Consider the following 16,637-nt stretch of genomic DNA (forward strand, 5'->3'; position numbering starts at 1 on the left):
TCAAAGCGAACCGCGCCAAGGGGGGCCCGAACGGGGGGCCCGGCAAGGTACCGTCGGACATAAGGCAGCACCAGGAGTCCGCTGGACGTCGGCGTCCAGGAGTCTCCCAGGCGAAGGGGAAGCACACCGTGGCACGCATCGGTGACGGCGGCGATCTGCTCAAGTGCTCGTTCTGCGGCAAGAGCCAGAAGCAGGTCAAGAAGCTCATCGCAGGGCCCGGTGTGTACATCTGCGACGAGTGCATCGATCTCTGCAACGAGATCATCGAGGAAGAGCTCGCGGAGACCAGTGAGGTCCGCTGGGAGGAACTCCCGAAGCCCCGCGAGATCTACGAGTTCCTCGAGGGCTACGTGGTCGGCCAGGAGGCCGCCAAGAAGGCCCTCTCCGTAGCGGTGTACAACCACTACAAGCGCGTCCAGGCCGGCGAGAACGGCGGGGCGAACGGCCGGGACGACGCCATCGAGTTGGCGAAGTCCAACATCCTGCTCCTCGGCCCCACGGGCTCCGGCAAGACCCTCCTCGCGCAGACCCTCGCGCGCATGCTGAACGTCCCCTTCGCGATCGCCGACGCCACGGCCCTCACGGAGGCCGGTTACGTCGGCGAGGACGTCGAGAACATCCTGCTCAAGCTGATCCAGGCGGCCGACTACGACGTCAAGAAGGCCGAGACCGGGATCATCTACATCGACGAGATCGACAAGGTCGCGCGGAAGAGTGAAAACCCCTCGATCACCCGCGACGTGTCGGGCGAGGGCGTCCAGCAGGCCCTGCTGAAGATCCTGGAGGGCACCACCGCCTCGGTCCCGCCGCAGGGCGGCCGCAAGCACCCCCACCAGGAGTTCATCCAGATCGACACGACGAACGTGCTGTTCATCGTGGGCGGTGCCTTCGCCGGCCTGGAGAAGATCATCGAGGCCCGGGCGGGCGCCAAGGGCATCGGCTTCGGCGCGCAGATCCGCTCCAAGCGCGAGATGGAGTCCAAGGACCAGTTCCAGGAGGTCATGCCGGAGGACCTGGTCAAGTTCGGCATGATCCCCGAGTTCATCGGCCGTCTCCCGGTCATCACCTCGGTCCACAACCTCGACCGCGAGGCCCTGCTCCAGATCCTCGTCGAGCCGCGCAACGCGCTGGTGAAGCAATACCAGCGCCTCTTCGAACTCGACGGCGTGGAGCTGGACTTCGAGCGCGAGGCCCTCGAAGCCATCGCCGACCAGGCCATCCTCCGCCAGACCGGCGCGCGCGGCCTGCGCGCCATCATGGAGGAAGTCCTCCAGGGCGTGATGTACGAGGTCCCGTCCCGCAAGGACGTCGCCCGCGTCGTCATCACGGCGGACGTCGTCCAGTCGAACGTCAACCCGACGCTGATCCCGCGGGACGCGCGGGGGCGGGGGCCGGGCGAGCAGAAGACGGCGTAGCCGACCAGCACACGCGAAAGGCGCCCAGCACTGCTGGGCGCCTTCGTCGTGTCCGGCGTCAGGCGGCGACGCGGACTTCCTTGCGGGCCTTGGTGGTGAGATCGATCGCCACGTCCTTGGTGACGCCCTGCGCCGCGTCACCCGGCGACACGATGGCGATGGTGCTGTAGTCGGCCCACGCGCAGAACCAGTTGGTCTTCTCCTGCTTGGTCAGCCGGTCCATGCCCTTGATCGCCTGGCACTTCATGACCGCGCCGTCGAGGTCGGCCTCCTCGGCCTCTCCGACCGGTCGGGGCTTGCCGGACCCGGTGGCGGCTTCCTTGTCCAACGACTTCTTGAAGTTGGCGAGGAACAGATCCAGCGTCGCCTCCGGGTCGGCGATCTCGCCGTAGGCGCCGGCCACCGACAGGGTCTTGGCCGTCGCCATCTTCGCCGCGGACGACGGGTCGTCGGGGTCGTAGTCGCTCAGGTCCACCGTGGTGTACTGGCCCGCCGCGGTCTTGGCGTTCTTGACGCCGGTCTTCTCCAGTTCGGACGTCGAGTCGCTGCCGACGGTCGCTCCGTCCTTCGTGATCCGCTTGTACTCGCTGAGCACGGTCGCCGGCGTCGTCAGCTTGTGGGGTCCGTCGTCCTCCAGGCCACCGCCGCCGCCGATCACGAAGTAGGCGCCCACGGCGATCGCGGCGACAACCGCGACAGCGCCGATGATGATGCCCGTCTTCTTCTTGCCGCCACCCGGGGGCGGGGGCTGGGGGACGCCGTACTGGGGCTGCTGGCCGTAGGGCGGCTGCTGGCCGTTCTGGGGCTGCTGGCCGTAGGGGGCCTGCTGGGGCGGGACGCCCTGCGGGGGCTGCTGCGGGTAGCCGTAGCCGGGCTGGGGCGGAGGGGCCTGCTGGGGGTAGCCGTAGCCGGGCTGGGGCGCCTGCGGCGGCTGGCCGTACGGGCCGGGCTGGCCGTACGGGCCGGGCTGCTGGGGCTGCCCGCCGTACGGGCCCGGCTGGTTGTAGCTCATGTTCTGGGTTCCCCTCCAGATGCTTATGTGTTCCGGACATCCTGGCCCAGACCCGCCGTGTGCATGGCATCGGGGCCCCCACCGTTACAAACGAAACGCGTTTCGGGACGGGTCGGTGACACCTCTAAACTGACCCCCGTGACCGAGAACGCTCAGCAGCAGCCACCAGCGCCCAGCACCGACCTGCCGACCCAGTACGCGCCGGCCGACGTAGAGGGGCCGCTGTACGAGCGCTGGGTAGAGCGGGGTTACTTCGAGGCGGACGAGAAGAGCGACAAGCCGCCGTACACCATCGTCATCCCGCCGCCGAACGTCACGGGCAGCCTGCACCTCGGGCACGCCTTCCAGCACACCCTCATGGACGCCCTCACACGCCGCAAGCGCATGCAGGGGTACGAGGCGCTGTGGCTGCCCGGCATGGACCACGCCGGTATCGCGACGCAGAACAAGGTCGAGCAGCAGCTCGCCGAGGAGGGCAAGTCCCGACACGACCTGGGGCGCGAGGAGTTCGTCGAGCGCGTCTGGCAGTGGAAGGAGGAGTACGGCGGCCGGATCCTCGGCCAGATGCGTCGCCTCGGTGACGGCGTCGACTGGAGCCGTGAGCGCTTCACGATGGACGAGGGCCTCTCCAAGGCCGTCCTCACCATCTTCAAGCGGCTCTACGAGGACGAGCTGATCTACCGCGCCGAGCGCATCATCAACTGGTGCCCGCGCTGTCTGACGGCCATCTCGGACATCGAGGTGGAATACCAGGAGGACGCGGGCGAGTTGGTCTCCATTCGCTACGGCGAGGGCGAGGACAGCCTGGTCGTCGCGACCACGCGTGCCGAGACGATGCTCGGTGACACGGCCGTCGCCGTCCACCCCGATGACGAGCGTTACAGGCACCTCATCGGCAGGCAGATCAAGCTCCCGCTGACCGACCGCACCATCCCGGTCGTCGCCGACGCACACGTCGACCCCGAGTTCGGCACCGGTGCGGTCAAGGTGACGCCGGCGCACGACCCGAACGACTTCGAGATCGGCCGCCGGCACGACCTGCCGTCCCTGACGATCATGGACGAGCACGGTGTGATCACCGTCCACGGCCCCTTCATCGGCCTGGACCGCTTCGAGGCCCGCTCGGCCGTCGTCGGCGCTCTCAAGGAGCAGGGCCGCATCGTCGCCGAGAAGCGCCCGTACATGCACTCCGTCGGCCACTGCTCGCGCTGCAAGACCACGGTCGAACCGCGCCTGTCCATGCAGTGGTGGGTCAAGGTCGGCCCGCTCGCCAAGGCGGCCGGTGACGCGGTCCGCGACGGCCGCGTCAAGATCCACCCCGAGGACATGTCGAAGCGCTACTTCGACTGGGTCGACAACATGCACGACTGGTGCATCTCGCGCCAGCTGTGGTGGGGCCACCGCATCCCGATCTGGTACGGCCCGGACGGCGAGGTCGTCTGCGTCGGCCCGGACGACGAGCCGCCCACCGGCGAGGGCTGGACCCAGGACTCCGACGTCCTGGACACCTGGTTTTCCTCCGGCCTGTGGCCGTTCTCCACGCTCGGCTGGCCGGAGAAGACCCCGGAGCTCAAGAAGTTCTACCCGACCGACGTCCTGCTCACCGGCCACGACATCATCTTCTTCTGGGTCGCCCGGATGATGATGTTCGGCCTCTACGCCATGGACGGCGAGGCCCCCTTCCACACCATCGCGCTGACTGGCCTGGTCCGCGACGAGTTCGGCAAGAAGATGTCGAAGTCGAACCCGAACGCCGTGGACCCGCTGGTCTGGATGGACGCCTACGGCTCCGACGCCGTCCGTTTCACCCTCGCCAACGGCGCCAACCCGGGCGCGGACGTGCCGATCGGCGAGGACTGGGTCAAGGCCTCCCGGAACTTCACCAACAAGATCTGGAACGCCACCCGCTTCGCCCTCATGAACGGCGCCACGATCGAGGGCCCGCTGCCGGACGCCTCCGAGATGTCCGCGGCGGACCGCTGGATCCTCTCGCGCCTGAACACCACGGTCGCCCAGGTCGACGCGTACTACGACGACTACCAGTTCGCGAAGCTCGCCGACGCCCTCTACCACTTCGCGTGGGACGAGGTCTTCGACTGGTACGTCGAGCTGTCCAAGACCACGTTCTTCGCGGGCGGCGAGCCGGCCAGGGTCTCCGGGCGGGTCCTCGGCGAGGTCCTGGATGTGATGCTGCGGCTGCTCCACCCGGTCATCCCGTTCGTCACGGACGCCCTGTGGACCACTCTGACCGGCGGCGAGTCGCTGGTCGTCGGCGACTGGCCCAAGGACTCCGGGTTCCGTGACAAGGCCGCCGAGCAGGAGATCGAGCTGGTTCAGCGGGTCATCACGGAGGTCCGCCGGTTCCGCAAGGACCAGGGCCTGAAGGACGGCCAGAAGGTCCCGGCCCGCCTGGAGCTGAGCGGCACCGCCCTGGCCCCCCACGAGGCCGCCATCCGCCAGCTGCTCCGCCTCCAGCCGGAGGGCGACGCCTTCACCGCCACGGCGACCCTCCCGGTCGCCGGTGCCGAGGTCGCCCTCGACCTCTCCGGCACCATCGACGTGGCGGCGGAGCGCAAGCGCCTCGCCAAGGACCTCGCCGCCGCCGAGAAGGAGAAGGCCCAGGCGAACGCCAAGCTCGGCAACGAGGCGTTCCTGGCGAAGGCCCCCGACCACGTCGTGGACAAGATCCGCACCCGCCTGACCAAGGCGGAGGAGGACATCACCCGCATTCAGGCCCAGCTGGAGAGGCTGCCGCAGGGTTAAGGGTTCGCACGGTGCGTGAGGCCCCCGGAGCTTTCGGGCCCGGGGGCCTCACGCATGCCTCAGGGACACGTACCTGCTGTTCAGGGGCGCGGGGAACTGCGCGAGTCACCCCCACGGACCCGCAGCCGCCCAGGCACCCAAGCCACCGCGAACAATGTCGGTCGGTCTCCGTAGACTGGGCCCCGTGAGCGAGCTCCCTCCAGACCACAACGCCGACGACCAGCCCGACCCCCTCGACAGCTTCGACGAGATCATCGCGGAGGAAACCACCCGCGACCCCGACCTGGCCGTCATCGAAGCCGGCAGCCGCACCCTGCGCACCCAGGGCGGCCCGCCCGACGCCGACATCCCGACGCGCCCCGCCGACCCCGAGGTCGACAGGGCCCTGCGCGAGGTCGAGACCGAGCTCGCCACCCGCTGGGGCGAGACCAAGCTGGAGCCCTCCGTCAGCCGTATCGCCGCGCTGATGGACGTCCTCGGGGAACCGCAGCGGTCGTACCCGTCGATCCACATCACGGGGACGAACGGCAAGACCTCCACGGCCCGCATGATCGAGGCCCTGCTCGGTGCCTTCGAGCTGCGCACCGGCCGCTACACCTCGCCTCACGTGCAGTCGATCACCGAGCGCATCAGCCTCGACGGCGCCCCGATCTCCGCCGAGCGGTTCATCGAGACGTACCAGGACATCAAGCCGTACGTGGAGATGGTCGACGCCGCGCAGGAGTACCGGCTGTCCTTCTTCGAGGTGCTCACCGGCATGGCGTACGCGGCGTTCGCCGACGCCCCCGCGGACGTGGCCGTCGTCGAGGTGGGCATGGGCGGCTCCTGGGACGCCACGAACGTGATCGACGGCGACGTCGCCGTGGTGACGCCCATAGACCTCGACCACACCGACCGGCTCGGCACCACGCACGCCGAGATCGCCACGGAGAAGGCCGGCATCATCAAGCAGGGTGCGACGGTCATCATGGCGCAGCAGCCGGTCGACGCCGCGCAGGTGCTGCTGAAGAAGGCCGTCGAGGTGGACGCGACCGTGGCCCGGGAGGGGCTGGAGTTCGGCGTCGTCGAGCGGCAGGTGGCCGTCGGCGGGCAGCTGGTGACGCTGCGCGGCCTCGGCGGCGAGTACCCCGAGGTGTACCTGCCGCTGCACGGCGCGCACCAGGCGCACAACGCGGCCGTGGCGCTCGCCGCCGTCGAGGCGTTCTTCGGCGTCGGTGCGCAGCGGGCCGACGCGCTGGACCTGGACACCGTCCGCAAGGCCTTCGCCGCCGTGGCGTCGCCCGGCCGGCTGGAGGTCGTGCGCCGTTCGCCGACGGTCGTGCTGGACGCCGCCCACAACCCGGCCGGTGCCCGGGCGGCGGCCGAGGCGATCGGGGAGGCGTTCCAGTTCAGCCGCCTCATCGGGGTGGTCGGCGCGAGCGGCGACAAGAACGTGCGGGAGCTGCTGGAGGCCTTCGAGCCGGTGTTCGCCGAGGTCGTGGTCACGCAGAACTCCAGCCACCGCGCGATGGACGCCGACGAGCTCGCCGGTATCGCCGTGGAGGTGTTCGGCGAGGAGCGCGTCCAGGTCGAGCCGCGGCTGCCGGACGCCCTGGAGGCCGCCATCACGCTGGCCGAGGAGGAGGGCGAGTTCTCCGGCGGTGGTGTGCTCGTCACCGGTTCCGTCATCACCGTCGGCGAGGCCCGACTGCTCCTGGGGAAGGGCTGAGTCCCGTGCGCACGCTCTGTTCTTCGACGCTGATCGGCGAGTTCTTCGTCATCGGGTTCGCCGGTCTGGTCGCCATGAAGGACCCCGACCTGTCCACGGCGACCGTGTGGACGGTCAGCGGCGTCGCGATGTTCCTGTGCCTGGTGCTGTGCGGTCTGGTGACGCGCCCGGGCGGGGTCGCCCTCGGCTGGGCGCTGCAGATCGCGCTCATCGCGTCGGGGTTCGTCGTGCCGATCATGTACTTCCTGGGCGCGATCTTCGCGGCCCTGTGGTGGGCGTCCGTCCACTACGGGCGCAAGGTCGACGAGGCGAAGGCGAGATTCGCGGCCCAGGCGAACCCGTCCACGCCTGACGCTGCGTAACAGGCGCCCCGACACGCCGGGTAACCTCGTCCCACCGCAAGACCTTCACCACTAAGGAGCCCGTCGTGAGCCAGCGCACCCTCGTCCTCCTCAAGCCCGACGCCGTCCGTCGTGGCCTGACCGGCGAGATCATCAGCCGCATCGAGCGCAAGGCGGGCTGGCGGATCACCGCGCTGGAGCTGCGCACCCTGGATCAGGACACGCTGGAGCAGCACTACGGCGAGCACAAGGGCAAGCCCTTCTACGAGCCGCTGGTGGAGTTCATGGCGTCCGGTCCGGTCGTGGCGCTGATCGTCGAGGGGGAGCGGGTCATCGAGGGGCTGCGCGCGCTCGCCGGCCCGACCGACCCGATCGCCGCCGCCCCCGGCTCCATCCGCGGCGACTACGGCGTCATCGTCCGGGAGAACCTGATCCACGCCTCCGACTCCGAGGAGTCCGCCGAGCGCGAGGTGAAGATTTTCTTCCCCGGCCGGTCGTAGCGTCCGCACCTCACCAGCACATGCGGCAGAGTCTGGGGGCGAGCCCCCGGGCTTTGCGGCATATGCGTGGCGATCGAGGGAACGATGGGCCCCGAACGCCCGTCTCCAGAAGCGAATGCGGTCGGCATCTGCTGACAATGGCGGAGACCCTCCCGCAGTGTTCGCGAAGGCGCGTCTACGATGGAAGCCTTCACGTCACAGCACCCACCTTTGCCTACCTGAAAAGCCCTCAAAAGCTCCTGGGAAGGCCAGACGAATCCTGATGGGGAACTCAATGTCGTTCATCGGCCGTGACATGGCTGTCGACCTCGGGACCGCCAACACGCTGGTGTACGTCAGGGGTCGCGGGATCGTACTCAACGAGCCGTCCGTGGTCGCGATCAACACCAACACCGGTGGCATCCTCGCGGTCGGTGCCGAAGCGAAGAAGATGATCGGGCGCACGCCCGGCAACATCGTTGCCGTCCGTCCGCTGAAGGACGGCGTGATCGCCGACTTCGAGATCACCGAGCGGATGCTCCGCTACTTCATCCTGAAGATCCACAAGCGGCGGTATCTGGCTCGTCCGCGGGTCGTCGTCTGCGTGCCCTCGGGCATCACGGGCGTCGAGCGCCGCGCCGTCATCGAGGCGTCGTCCCAGGCCGGCGCCCGCCAGGTGCACATCATCGAGGAGCCCATGGCCGCGGCCATCGGCTCCGGCCTGCCGGTCCACGAGGCCACGGGCAACATGGTGGTCGACATCGGCGGCGGCACCACGGAGGTCGCGGTCATCTCCCTCGGCGGCATCGTCACCGCCCAGTCCATCCGTGTCGCGGGCGACGAACTGGACAACGCGATCATCCAGCACATCAAGAAGGAGTACTCCCTCCTGCTGGGTGAGCGCACGGCCGAGCAGATCAAGATCACGATCGGTTCGGCGTACGACCTGGATTCCGACGAGCACACCGAAATCCGCGGCCGGGACCTCGTCTCGGGGCTGCCGAAGACCGTGGTCATCTCCGCGGCCGAAGTCCGCAAGGCGATCGAGGAGCCGGTCAACGCGATCGTCGACGCCGTCAAGACGACCCTCGACAAGTGTCCGCCGGAGCTGTCCGGCGACATCATGGACCGGGGAATCGTTCTGACCGGTGGCGGAGCGCTGCTGCGCGGCCTCGACGAGCGGCTGCGCCGGGAGACCGGTATGCCGATCCACATCGCCGAGGACCCGCTCGACAGCGTGGCGCTCGGATCCGGGAAGTGCGTCGAGGAGTTCGAGGCGCTCCAGCAGGTGCTGGACGCCCAGCCCCGCAGATGACATAGCTCTTCGATTCCGCCGTACGGGACGATCTCCTCTCGTACGGCGGATCGTCGATATTGATGCATAAGCTCCCACAAAGCAGCCCCTCGGGTTTCCCTGGGGCTTCCCGAATTCCTATGAGGAAGGGCACGGCCGCCGCACGTGAGGGACACACGAGAGAGCCGGCTGCTCCTGGTGCTGCTGATCGCCGTCGCGTTCGCGTTGATCACGGTGGACATCCGCGGTGGGGAGGACTCGCCCGTCGACGGTGCCCGGCAGGGTGCGGCGACGGTCTTCGGCCCGATCGAGAGCGGCGTCTCGGCCGCGGTCGACCCGGTCGGCAACGCGGTCTCCGCCATCCGCGACTCCGGTGACCGGCACGACCGGCTCGCCGTGCTGGAAGAGGAGAACGCGGCCCTGAAGGCCCGGCTCGGCAGCGACGACCGCAGCCGCAGCCGCCTCAAGCAGCTCGACAAGATGCTGAAGATCGCCGGTAAGGGCCAGTACGGCATCAAGGGAGCCCAGGTCATCGCCATCGGGGCCGCGCAGGGCTTCTCCTGGACCATCACCATCGACGTCGGTGCCGACGACGGCATCAAGCGCGACATGACCGTCCTGAACGGGGAGGGGCTGGTCGGCCGGGTCACCACCGTCGGCCCCAACACCGCGACGGTCCTGCTGGCCAGCGACCCCGACTTCACCGTCGGCACCCGCATGGAGTCCGGCGACGAGCTCGGCTTCGCCTCCGGGCAGGGCGACCGCCCGCTGCGCGTCGAACTCCTCAACGGCAAGGCCGAGGTGAAGAAGGGCGACCGCCTGGTCACCTTCGGCTCGCAGGCCGACCGGCCGTTCGTGCCCGGCGTGCCCGTCGGCGTGGTGTCCCGCGTGGACCCCTCCGGCGGCGGCCTGACCCGCACGCTGTACGTCACGCCGTACGTCGGCTTCACCAAGCTCGACATCGTCGGTGTCGTCGTCGAGGCCCCGAAGAAGGACCCGCGTGACACGGTGCTCCCGCCCAAGCCCAAGCCGACCCCCAGGCCGACGGTGACGGTGACCGTGACGCCGTCCCCCGAGGCACCCGTCGACGGCCAGAACCAGCAAGAGCAGTAGGAGCTGTCACCCATGCGCGTCAACCGGATCCTGCTCTCCTCCGCCCTGGTCGTCGTCGCCCTGGTCATCCAGGTCAGCGTCCTCGCCCGCCTCCACCTGCCGGGCGCCGTGCCCGACCTGCTGCTGCTCACCGTGCTCGGCCTTGCGCTGGTGTACGGCCATGTGGGCGGCGCCCTCATCGGCTTCGGCGCGGGTCTGCTCGCCGACCTGGCCCCGCCCGCCGACCACGCCGCCGGGCGCTACGCCCTCGTGCTGTGCGTCATCGGCTACCTCGCGGGCCTGGTGAAGCCCGAGACGGGGCAGCTGAAGTCCGCCACCGGCCCCATGGCCGTGGTGGTGGCCGCCGCGGTCGGCTCCACCCTGCTCTACGCCGGCGTCGGTTCCCTCGTCGGCGACACCGCGGCCCGCCATGTGGGCCTCGGCGGCCTGCTGTTCACCGCCGCCCTGTACGACCTGCTGCTCGCCCCGTTCGTCGTGCCGGGAATCATGGCCCTGGCCCGGCGCGCGGACAACGATCCGCTCGCCGAGTCCACCTCGGCCGCCGCCAAGGCCACGGACATCTCCTCCGGCTGGCTCTCCGGCGGCACCGGCCTGAAGATCGGCAGCCAGCGCAACGGGCTGCGCGTGAAGGCCGCCCGGGCGCGGATGGCGCGCGCGGGGCGCATCAAGGGGGTCAAGCGGCTGTGAACGCGGCGAAGTTCACCCGAACGGGCCGGTCCAGTAGGAACGCCGGTTCGTGGGCGGGCGTTCATCACTCGTACCCGCACATCCGTACGCGCACCGAGAGGGGGAGGCAGCCGCAGTGACCAACATTCCCGAGACCGGCAGGAACTCACGGGTCCAGATCCGGCTCGTCGTCATCCAGATCCTCGTCCTCTCCCTCCTGCTCACCCTCGGCGGACGCCTGTGGTACCTCCAGATCCGTGAGGGCGCCGCCTACGCCGAGGAAGCGTCGGGCAACCACGTCCAGCAGGTCGTCCAGCCGGCCGTCCGCGGCTCGATCCTGGACGCGCGGGGCGTGGCGATCGCGGACAACGAGACGCGGCTGGTGGTCTCCGCCTCCCGCACCGACCTGCTGAAGATGAAGGACGACGGCAAGGAAGTCCTCACCAAGCTCGCCGGAGTGCTGGGCATGACGCCCGAGGACGTCCGGATGAAGGTCCGGCTGTGTGACGCCGAGACCCCGCAGCCCTGCTGGAACGGCTCGCCCTACCAGCCCATCCCCATCACCGACGAGGCCACCCCCAAACAGGCCCTGCAGATCCGCGAGCGCGCCGAGGACTTCCCCGGCATCACCGCCGAGCCGATGGCCGTGCGCCGCTACCCGAGCCCCGGCAAAGCCAACACGGCCCAGGTCCTCGGCTACCTCTCGCCGGTCACCGACGAGGAGATCAAGAAGGCGCAGAACACCAACTCGCCCTACCTGCGCTCCGACCAGGTCGGCCGCTCGGGCCTGGAACGCCAGTACGACAAGGCACTGCGCGGCAAGGCCGGCGTCACCCGCTACGAGGTCGACAACCTCGGCCGGGTCATCGGCCAGGCCGAGGCCGACCCGGCCCACCCCGGCGACAACCTCGTCACCAGCATCGACTCCCGGGTCCAGCGGATCGCCGAGTACCAGCTGAACGAGGCCATGAAGGAGGCCCGCAAGCAGCACGACCGCAACACGGGCACGAACTACAAGGCCGACTCCGGCGCCGTGGTCGTCATGGAGGCCAAGACCGGCCGCGTCGTCGCCATGGCCTCCAACCCCACCTACGACCCGAACGCCTGGGTGGGCGGCATCTCCGCCAAGGACTACGCGCGGCTCACCGGCAAGAACTCCAACTACCCGCTGCTGAACCGCGCCATCCAGGGCCAGTCGGCACCCGGCTCGATCTTCAAGGTCGTCCCCACGGCCGCCGCGGTCAACGCGGGCTACTCCTTCGACGGCCCCTACGAGTGCTCCAGCTCGTACAACCTCGGCGGCCAGGTCTTCAAGAACTTCGAGTCCAAGGGGTACGGCCCGATCAGCCTCGGCCGCGCCCTGGAGGTCTCCTGCGACACGGTCTTCTACCGGCTCTCCCACGAGGAGTGGAAGCGCGACGGCGGCTCCAAGCCGAAGAAGCACCCCAACGACTGGTTCTACAAGACGGCCCACCAGTTCGGCCTCGGCAAGGAGACCGGCATCGACCTGCCCAACGAGGTCACCGGCCGCGTCCCCGACCGCCAGTGGAAGCTCAGCTACTGGAAGGCCAACAAGGATGCCTGGTGCCGCACGGGCAAGCGCAACGGCAGCTACGCCGAGAAGATCGCCTACGAGAACTGCCTCGAAGGCAACCGCATGCGCGCCGGTGACTCCGTCAACTACTCCATCGGCCAGGGCGACACCCTCGTCACGCCCATCCAGATGGCCACCATCTACTCGGCCATCTCCAACGGCGGCACCCTCTACAACCCCTCCGTCGGCAAGGCCGTCATCAGCGCCGACGGCAAGACCATCACGCCGATCAAGCCCACGTCGCACGGCAGGCTGCCCATGACGCAGCAGACGCGCGACCGGATAGACGATGCCCTCGCGGGAGTCGCCACCCGCGGTACGGCCGCCTGGAGGTTCGGCGGCTGGCCGCAGGACAAGATCCCGATGCACGCCAAGACGGGTACGGCGGAGGTCTACGGCAAGCAGACGACCTCCTGGTTCGCCACGTACACCAAGGACTACTCGATCGTCATGACGATCTCCCAGGGTGGTACGGGCTCCGGCGCCTCGGGCCCCGCCGTCCGCAACATCTACAACGCGCTCTACGGCGTCTCCGAGGACGGCGACATCGACACGAAGAAGGCGCTGCTGCCCACGCCGCAGAAGACCCTCCCGAAGGTCAAGACGGACGGCACCATCGCCTCCCCGAAGGTCCCCAAGGACCCGGCCAAGGACCCCCAGGCGAAGAAGAAGGACCCGAACGCCCCGGCGGACCCGCTCCAGCCCGTCACATCGGCCCCGCCGTCCCCCGAGAACCGCAACACCCGAAGGCGACGGCGCCGCCGGGGAAGCCGGAGGTTGCCCGCATGACCGGCGGTGTGAACAGCTTCCAGGTCTCCGGTTACGGGCCCGAGCGCTCCGGCTGGACGCGACTGCTGGCCCGCGACTCGGTGGCGCGGCGCCTCGACTGGCCGATCCTGCTGTCGGCGATGGCCCTGTCGCTGCTCGGCACGCTCCTCGTCTACTCGGCGACCCGCAACCGCACCGAGCTCAACCAGGGCGACCCGTACTACTTCCTCATCCGGCACCTGCTCAACACCGGCATCGGCCTCGCCCTGATGGCTGCCACGATCTGGCTCGGCCACCGCGGCCTGCGCACGGCCGTGCCCGTCCTGTACGGCTTCTCCGTGCTGCTGATCCTGCTGGTGCTGACCCCGCTCGGCTCCACGATCAACGGCGCCCACTCCTGGATCAAGCTGCCCGGCGGCTTCTCGCTCCAGCCCTCGGAGTTCGTGAAAGTCACGATCATCCTGGGCATGGCGATGCTGCTGGCGGCCCGGGTCGACGCCGGCGACAAGCAGTACCCCGACCACCGCACGGTCGTGCAGGCCCTCGGCCTGGCCACCGTGCCGATGCTGATCGTGATGCTGATGCCCGACCTCGGGTCGGTCATGGTGATGGTCATCATCGTGCTCGGCGTGCTGCTGGCCTCCGGGGCGTCCAACCGGTGGGTCTTCGGCCTGCTCGGCGCGGGCACGCTCGGCGCGGTCACCGTCTGGCAGATCGGCATCCTCGACGACTACCAGATCGCCCGCTTCGCCGCCTTCGCCAACCCCGAACTCGACCCGGCCGGTGTCGGCTACAACACCAACCAGGCCCGTATCGCCATCGGTTCGGGCGGCCTCACCGGCTCAGGCCTCTTCCACGGCTCGCAGACCACCGGCCAGTTCGTTCCCGAACAACAGACGGACTTCGTCTTCACCGTGGCGGGGGAGGAGCTGGGCTTCCTCGGCGGCGGCCTGATCATCCTGCTCCTCGGCATCGTCCTGTGGCGGGCCTGCCGCATCGCCCGGGAGACCACGGACCTGTACGGCACGATCGTGGCCGCGGGCATCGTCGCCTGGTTCGCCTTCCAGACGTTCGAGAACGTCGGCATGACGCTCGGCATCATGCCCGTCACGGGCCTGCCGCTGCCGTTCGTGTCGTACGGAGGATCATCGATGTTCGCCGTGTGGATAGCGGTGGGGTTGTTGCAGTCGATCCGGGTGCAGCGGCCGATGTCGGCCTAGCGTTCCGGGAGAGGAGCGGAATGTCCGGGGAGTACGTGGCCCGGTGCCCGGTGACCGAGGAACTGGTGAACCAGCTCCTCGCGCTGGCCGAACTGGATCTGACCGACGACGACGCCATCGAGGCGCGGATGCGGGAGGCCGGCTGGCCCGACTGGTCGCAGACGGTGCAGGGCCCGGCGTACGAGGACGCACCAGACGTCCCCGACGCCACCCACATCACCCCGCAGGGACACTTCGTCACCTGTGACGGCGACGGCTCGCTCCACCTCCCCTTCGCCTACCTCTACTCGGTCGACGGCGGCCTGCTCGACGAGGACTGCTGGGGGCCCCTGCCCGGCTGGACCAGCGAGGAGGGCGCCTGGCGACCGGAGTTCGACGCCCACTTCACCGCCGTCGTGCAGCGCTTCACCGACCGGCTGGGGCTGCCGAACCACGACATCCGGCAGCCCCGGTACGACACGCGGTACGTCAGCTGGCGTCTGGAGCACAACGTGCTGATCGTCGGACAGGGCCCGGAGCCGCTGTCGTACCACCAGTTCGAGGACGCCCACGTGTACCTCGTCTCCCGGACCGCCAAGGACGCACCGTTCCCGGACGGCGAGGAGATGCGGGCCCTGCTGACGACCTGAACGGGACGGCCCGCTCGGAGCGCGCCCACCACTGCTGTCCGGGCCGGTCAGCCACTAGATTTGTCGCATGGCGGAGACGAAACGCGAGATCGAGCGCAAGTACGAATCCGACGAGAGCGGACTTCCCGACCTGACCGGCATCCCCGGGGTCGCAGCCGTGGCCGACCAGGGCCTTGCCCACCTCGACGCCACCTACCACGACACCGCGGACGAACGCCTCGCCGCATCGTCCGTCACCCTGCGCCGCCGCACCGGCGGCTCCGACGCCGGCTGGCACCTCAAGTTCCCGGTCGCCCCGAACGTCCGCGACGAGATCCGCGCCCCGCTCACCGACACCCTCCCCGAAGACCTCGCCGCGCTGATCCGCTCCCGGGTGCGCGCCGGCGAACTGCTTCCGGTGGTCAGGCTGCGCTCCGAACGCGACGTACGGCACCTGCTCGACGCCGACGGCCGGCTGCTCGCCGAGGTGAGCGTGGACACCGTCCACGCCGAGCGGCTCACGGGGCACCGCGGCGAAACGCAGTGGACCGAGATCGAGGTGGAGCTCGCCGACGGGGGAGACCCGGCCCTGCTCGACAAGGTGGAGAAGCGGCTGCGCAAGGTAGGCGCACGGCCGTCGGCGTCGTCGTCGAAGCTGGCCCGCGCCCTGGAGGAGACAGCACCGGGGAAGCGGCGCAAGCCGTCGTCCGCCCGGGAACCGGTGACCGCCGGAGACCACGTGCTCGCCTACGTGCGCACCCAGCGGGACGCGATCGTCGAGCTCGATCCCGCCGTCCGACGGGACACCGAGGACTCCGTGCACAGCATGCGGGTGGCCACCCGCCGGCTGCGCAGCACCTTCAAGTCGTTCGGAGAGATCCTCGACCGAAGCGTCACCGCCCCCCTCGCGGACGAGCTCAAGTGGCTCGCCGGCGAGCTCGGCCGGGACCGGGACCGCGAGGTGCTGACCGAGCGGCTGACGTCGGCCCTCGACGACGTTCCCCAGGCCCTGGCCCGCGGCCCCGTCGCCAAGCGCCTGCACTCCTGGTCGAGCGCCGAGCACGGCAGCGCCCGCGCCCGCCTCCTCGGTGTCCTCGACTCCCACCGCTACCTCAACCTGCTCGACACCCTGGACGCACTGATCGCCGACCCGCCCCTGCTGAAGGCGGCAGGCAGGAAACCCCGCAAGCCGATCGCCAAGGCCGTGCGCAAGGACTTCCGCAAGGTGGCGAAACTGATCGACCGGGCCGCGGACCTGGAACCCGGCGCCGACCGGGACGTCGTGCTGCACGACGCCCGCAAGAAGACCAAGCGCACCCGCTACGCGGCCGAGGCGGCCGAACCCGTCCTCGGCAAGCCGGCCAAGGCCGTGGTCAAGTCCATGAAGGCGCTGCAGAACCTGCTCGGCGAGCACCAGGACAGCGTGATGGCCCGGCACGCCCTGCGCGAGCTGTCCGCGGTCGCCCACGCCGCGGGGGAGAGCGCCTTCACCTACGGCCTCCTCCACGAGCGCGAGGAGCAGCGAGCGCTGCGCGCGGAGGCGGAACTGCCCGGGTTCTGGGCCGGGATCAAGGACCGTGCGGCGGACCTCTGATCCTCCGGCGTACGGAGGTACCCCGCGACCGCGTTAGTCTGGATGGTCACCCCTGTCAGTTC

At 69.5% G+C, this 16,637-nt stretch carries 13 protein-coding genes; 12 read left to right on the top strand and 1 reads right to left on the bottom strand.

Annotation, left to right across the window (positions count from 1 at the left end):
- Positions 1-128: 128 nt before the first annotated feature.
- The gene (gene clpX, locus ADK65_RS07765; protein ID WP_031114127.1) at positions 129-1,415 is read left to right on the top strand and encodes an ATP-dependent Clp protease ATP-binding subunit ClpX; all 1,287 of its coding nucleotides are present in this window, start codon (positions 129-131) and stop codon (positions 1,413-1,415) included.
- Positions 1,416-1,473: 58 nt separating this feature from the next.
- Here clpX and ADK65_RS07770 read toward each other — a convergent pair whose 3' ends face one another.
- Complete coding sequence (locus ADK65_RS07770) at positions 1,474-2,427, bottom strand: hypothetical protein (RefSeq protein WP_053669059.1); 954 nt, start codon at positions 2,425-2,427, stop codon at positions 1,474-1,476.
- A gap of 138 nt (positions 2,428-2,565) precedes the next feature.
- Here ADK65_RS07770 and ADK65_RS07775 point away from each other — a divergent pair, with 138 nt between their 5' ends.
- The 11 genes from ADK65_RS07775 (at position 2,566) to ADK65_RS07825 (ending at position 16,575) form a co-directional block, all read left to right on the top strand.
- On the top strand, positions 2,566-5,190 hold the full coding sequence (locus tag ADK65_RS07775; RefSeq protein ID WP_053669060.1) for a valine--tRNA ligase: 2,625 nt from the start codon (positions 2,566-2,568) through the stop codon (positions 5,188-5,190).
- A gap of 184 nt (positions 5,191-5,374) precedes the next feature.
- Positions 5,375-6,898, top strand: coding sequence for a bifunctional tetrahydrofolate synthase/dihydrofolate synthase (folC, locus tag ADK65_RS07780; protein ID WP_053669061.1), 1,524 nt, complete (start codon positions 5,375-5,377; stop codon positions 6,896-6,898).
- 5 nt (positions 6,899-6,903) lie between these two features.
- Entirely contained in the window at positions 6,904-7,260 is a 357-nt protein-coding gene (locus ADK65_RS07785) for a DUF4233 domain-containing protein (RefSeq protein WP_053669062.1), read from the top strand.
- Positions 7,261-7,325: 65 nt separating this feature from the next.
- On the top strand, positions 7,326-7,739 hold the full coding sequence (gene ndk, locus ADK65_RS07790) for a nucleoside-diphosphate kinase (protein WP_053669063.1): 414 nt from the start codon (positions 7,326-7,328) through the stop codon (positions 7,737-7,739).
- 274 nt (positions 7,740-8,013) lie between these two features.
- Positions 8,014-9,033: a rod shape-determining protein gene (locus tag ADK65_RS07795; RefSeq protein WP_004001297.1), complete on the top strand. Its 1,020-nt coding sequence runs from the start codon at positions 8,014-8,016 to the stop codon at positions 9,031-9,033.
- Between the two features lie 144 nt (positions 9,034-9,177).
- The gene (gene mreC, locus ADK65_RS07800) at positions 9,178-10,125 is read left to right on the top strand and encodes a rod shape-determining protein MreC (protein ID WP_053669064.1); all 948 of its coding nucleotides are present in this window, start codon (positions 9,178-9,180) and stop codon (positions 10,123-10,125) included.
- 12 nt (positions 10,126-10,137) lie between these two features.
- On the top strand, positions 10,138-10,812 hold the full coding sequence (mreD, locus tag ADK65_RS07805) for a rod shape-determining protein MreD (protein ID WP_053669065.1): 675 nt from the start codon (positions 10,138-10,140) through the stop codon (positions 10,810-10,812).
- 115 nt (positions 10,813-10,927) lie between these two features.
- Positions 10,928-13,174 (top strand): penicillin-binding protein 2, encoded by a 2,247-nt coding sequence (gene mrdA / locus ADK65_RS07810; protein WP_053669066.1) that lies wholly within the window; start codon positions 10,928-10,930, stop codon positions 13,172-13,174.
- Positions 13,171-14,373: a rod shape-determining protein RodA gene (gene rodA / locus ADK65_RS07815; RefSeq protein ID WP_053669067.1), complete on the top strand. Its 1,203-nt coding sequence runs from the start codon at positions 13,171-13,173 to the stop codon at positions 14,371-14,373. The genes mrdA and rodA overlap by 4 nt, the downstream gene beginning before the upstream one ends.
- A gap of 20 nt (positions 14,374-14,393) precedes the next feature.
- Positions 14,394-15,002: a hypothetical protein gene (locus ADK65_RS07820; protein WP_053669068.1), complete on the top strand. Its 609-nt coding sequence runs from the start codon at positions 14,394-14,396 to the stop codon at positions 15,000-15,002.
- 67 nt (positions 15,003-15,069) lie between these two features.
- Entirely contained in the window at positions 15,070-16,575 is a 1,506-nt protein-coding gene (locus ADK65_RS07825) for a CYTH and CHAD domain-containing protein (RefSeq protein WP_053669069.1), read from the top strand.
- Positions 16,576-16,637: the final 62 nt, after the last annotated feature.

Origin of the sequence: Streptomyces sp. NRRL B-1140, from assembly GCF_001280065.1 — a bacterium.
In the GTDB taxonomy this organism is placed as follows: Bacteria; Actinomycetota; Actinomycetes; order Streptomycetales; family Streptomycetaceae; genus Streptomyces.